Below are 3,141 nucleotides of genomic sequence, written 5' to 3' on the forward strand. Positions count from 1 at the left end.
CAAAAACACTGAAGTGATTCATACATTGGACAATCCTGTACATGAAGATGGTGGAATTGCTATTCTTAAAGGTAATCTTGCACCTAACGGCAGTGTAGTTAAAAAAGGTGCTGTTGCGGAAAATTTAATGCATCTTAAAGGGCCTGCAAAAGTCTATAACTCAGAAGAGGATGTTACAAAAGCGATTTTTGACCATGAAATCGATGAAGGCGACATTGTTGTAATCAGGTATGAAGGTCCGAAAGGAGGACCTGGAATGCGTGAAATGCTGAATCCAACATCCGCTCTTGCCGGAATGAACATCAAGGACGTAGGTTTGATTACCGATGGCAGATTTTCAGGAGGAACCCGTGGACCATGCATCGGCCACGTGTCACCTGAAGCAAGGGAAGACGGACCGATTGCAGCAATTCAAAACGGCGACATAATAGAGATAGACATTAAAAATAGGTCTATAAATGTCGAGTTGACCGATGAGGAAATCGAAGCCAGATTGAAAGAGGTTAAACACCCTGAAAGTGATGTTTCAGGCTGGCTGGCAATATATCAGAAATTGGTTCACTCAGCAGACACCGGAGCTATTTTAAGGTAGTGTAAACATGGAAATTTTAAAATACTCTGAAATTAATTTGCAAGATACAATCAAAAGGTCAGAACAGGATGTTAACAATGTTTTAGGGACCGTATCTGAGATTTTGGAAAATGTTCGAGTAGAAAAAGATAAGGCTATTCGTGAATATACGGAAAAATTCGACGGTGTTTTAATAGAAGATTTCAAAGTATCCAATGATGAAATTGAAGAGGCTTACGATACATTGGATGATGAATTGCTCACTGCTTTAAAAAATGCCGCCGACAATATAGAAAGGTTTCATAAAAGGCAAATTCCATCCGAATGGGAAATGGAAGTCAATCCTGGAATAGTTGCAGGCCAGATTGTAAGGCCAATCAACTCAGCCGGATGTTACATACCTGGCGGAAGGGCGGCTTATCCTTCATCAATATTGATGACAGTCATACCTGCAAAAATCGCAGGAGTTGAAAAGGTAGTCTGCGTAACCCCTCCTCAAAAGGATGGCAAGATTTTAGATGCAATTTTAGTAGCCGCCGATATTGCTGGAGCAGATGAAATTTATAAGGTTGGAGGTGCTCAGGCAATCGCAGCCCTGGCTTATGGAACCGAATCAATTCCACATGTGGAAAAAATCGTAGGTCCTGGAAATATATTCGTTACCGCTGCAAAGAAACTTGTCTATGGTCAAGTAGATATTGAGTTTCCGGCAGGACCATCTGAAGTCTTAATTCTGGCTGATGATACTGCAAATCCTGAATTTTTGGCAACAGATATTCTGGCACAGGCGGAGCATGATCCTAATGCCTCCTGTTTTTTAGTTACAGACTGCAAAGAACTGGCTATAAAAACAGATGAATTTGTAAAGGAACTGACCGAAGTTGCGTCTAGACGTGAAATCATTGAGGAATCATTATCAAAAAGTGGAAAAATCATTATCACAGACACTTTTGAGGAAGCTATTCACGTTACAAATGAATATGCTCCTGAACATTTAATCATATCCACTGAAGATGATGATGAGACATTATCACACATCAACAATGCCGGTTCAATATTTTTAGGGGCTTATTCGCCTGTTGCAGCAGGGGATTACGGATCCGGAACCAACCATGTTTTGCCTACAGGTGGTGGAGCTAAGATGTATTCCGGACTGTCTACTGAAGCGTTCATTAAAAAGCCGACTGTTCAAAGACTGACTAAAGAAGGTTTGAAAGAACTGTCAAGGACTTCCGTTCCAATTGCTGAGTATGAAGGATTCTTTGCACATGCAAATTCCTTCAAAACAAGATTAAGGGAGGACTAGGATGGATTTCGAAAGAGTTGACATGAGAAAAATGTCTGAAGAGGATATGGCTGAAGCGTTCAGAATGTCTGAAATAGTCTTCAAAATCAATCATACAATGCCAAACACAGATGAGTATAATAGTTTGCTTAAGGATTTGCTTGGAGATAATCTGGGTGAAAACAGCATGATTATGGCTCCAATCGCAGGAGCAGCATTTGATAGGCTTAAAATCGGGGATAATGTTTTTATCAATTCAAATTCCCTTTTGATGGCTCGTGGCGGAATAACAATAGAAGATGATGTAATGCTTGCGGCAAATGTGCAGTTGCTTTCAAACAATCATGATGAATATGACAGGCAGGTGTTAACCTGCAAACCAATTCATATTAAAAAGGGAGCATGGATTGGAGCTGGCGTAAGTATTCTGCCTGGAGTTACCATTGGCGAGTATGCAATTGTAGGGGCAGGGGCTATCGTCACCAAAGATGTCGGCGACTATGAGGTTGCTGTAGGCGTTCCTGCAAAAATAGTAAAGACTCTTGATAAGGAAAAATTTTAATTAATTTTTCCATCAATTTTTTTAGATAATATAACTTCAATATTTAAAAAACATATTATAAGTATTTTAAATCCTTTTTTGATTAATTTAATGCTTATTTTTTTAAAAATAAATGTTTTTAATATTCTTAGTTAACTTTATATATTATGTTACTATATATTATATTCAGAATATGATTTTTCATATTCTTTCACTTCCTTTGAAATAGGAACTATTAATCGATTAAACAGTTGTCTAATCGTGCTTATTAATAGGTTTTGCCTATACGACTCAGGCAACGCTTTTTTTAAAGTTTTAATTATTAATTAATAATTTTTACAAACCTCGAGGTGAAAAATTGCAAGGTTTATTAAACGATTGGAGAAGAACAAACTACGCTAGTCAATGCACTCCTGAAATCGCAGGCAGCGACATTACCATCATGGGTTGGGTGCATGAAATCCGTGATTTCGGAGGAATCATGTTTGTTATCATTCGTGATGTGACCGGTAGGGTTCAAGTAACAGCTCCAAGCAAAAAAGTAGATGAAAACATAATGGAAGAATTAAGAGAATTCAGAAAAGAATCAGTTGTAGCTATAAAAGGTTTAGTGCAGGAAGCGGGCAAAGCACCAAACGGTGTTGAAATAATCCCTAAAGAAATCAAAATTTTAAACTTAGCTAACCAACCTTTACCAATGGATCCAACAGAAAAAGTTAAAGCAGGAATCGATACAAGATTAGA

The 3,141-nt window shown here is 38.1% G+C and carries 4 protein-coding genes; all 4 read left to right on the forward strand.

Features of this window, described 5'->3' with window-relative positions; translation table 11 throughout:
* Positions 1–592, forward strand: a 592-nt coding sequence (locus tag IJF99_RS01270; protein ID WP_292790981.1) for a dihydroxy-acid dehydratase, incomplete at its 5' end; no start/stop codon positions are given.
* A gap of 7 nt (positions 593–599) precedes the next feature.
* A complete protein-coding gene (hisD, locus tag IJF99_RS01275) occupies positions 600–1,877 on the forward strand; it encodes a histidinol dehydrogenase (protein WP_292790984.1) in 1,278 nt (425 codons plus the stop codon).
* A gap of 1 nt (position 1,878) precedes the next feature.
* The gene (locus IJF99_RS01280; protein ID WP_292790986.1) at positions 1,879–2,418 is read left to right on the forward strand and encodes a DapH/DapD/GlmU-related protein; all 540 of its coding nucleotides are present in this window, start codon (positions 1,879–1,881) and stop codon (positions 2,416–2,418) included.
* Between the two features lie 337 nt (positions 2,419–2,755).
* Positions 2,756–3,141 (forward strand): OB-fold nucleic acid binding domain-containing protein (locus IJF99_RS01285; RefSeq protein WP_292790988.1); only part of this gene is annotated, 386 nt, incomplete at its 3' end.

It is taken from the genome of Methanobrevibacter sp. (assembly GCF_017406825.1).
Classification (GTDB): domain Archaea; phylum Methanobacteriota; class Methanobacteria; order Methanobacteriales; family Methanobacteriaceae; genus Methanocatella.

What these genes read in the sequence shown, in the direction of transcription:
- hisD (WP_292790984.1), top strand. Translation starts at nt 600, where the DNA reads ATGGAAATTTTAAAATACTCTGAAATTAATTTGCAAGATACAATCAAA.
- IJF99_RS01280 (WP_292790986.1), top strand. Translation starts at nt 1,879, where the DNA reads ATGGATTTCGAAAGAGTTGACATGAGAAAAATGTCTGAAGAGGATATG.